This window comes from Psychrobacter sp. 1U2 (genome assembly GCF_051847575.1).
The window spans coordinates 1-552 of record NZ_JBPYDC010001637.1 but is presented as its reverse complement, the minus strand read 5'-3'; the positions used below and the strand labels follow the sequence as shown (position 1 = coordinate 552).

Annotated in this window: 1 protein-coding gene; it reads left to right on the top strand. The window is 46.4% G+C overall.

Annotated elements, in window-relative coordinates; genetic code table 11:
• On the top strand, positions 1–552 hold a 552-nt coding region (locus ACS8FD_RS23595), incomplete at both ends, for an agmatine deiminase family protein (RefSeq protein WP_439277638.1).

Genomic DNA, 552 nt, shown 5'->3' with positions numbered 1-552 from the left:
ATCAATGATGCAGGTGAGCTACGCGGCTGTGATTGGACGTTTAATGCGTGGGGCGGAGACTACGATGGCCTTTATGCGCCTTGGGATGACGATGATAAGTTAGCTGCACGTCTATGCGATTATTTGAATATCGAACGCTACCGTACCGAAGATTTTGTGCTGGAAGGTGGCGCGTTTCATGTCGATGGTGAAGGCACAGTATTGACCACACGTATGTGCTTGCTCAGTCCTGGCCGTAATCCCCATCTTAACGAAACTCAAATCGAGGACAAGCTGAACACTTATCTTAATACCCAAAAGGTGCTCTGGATTGATGATGGTATCGATCCTGAAGAAACCACAGGACACATTGATGATATCGCCTGCTTTTCTCGTCCGGGTGAGGTGGTTTGCTTGTTTACCGATGACCCCAACCATCCGTTTTTTGAGGCCACTCAAAAAGCCTATAAACAACTCTCAAACATGAAAGATGCTAAAGGCCGACGTCTAACAGTTCATAAGCTTTGCTGTACCCAAAAGCCAGTTACGTTGCCTGAAAACTACGATATAGTA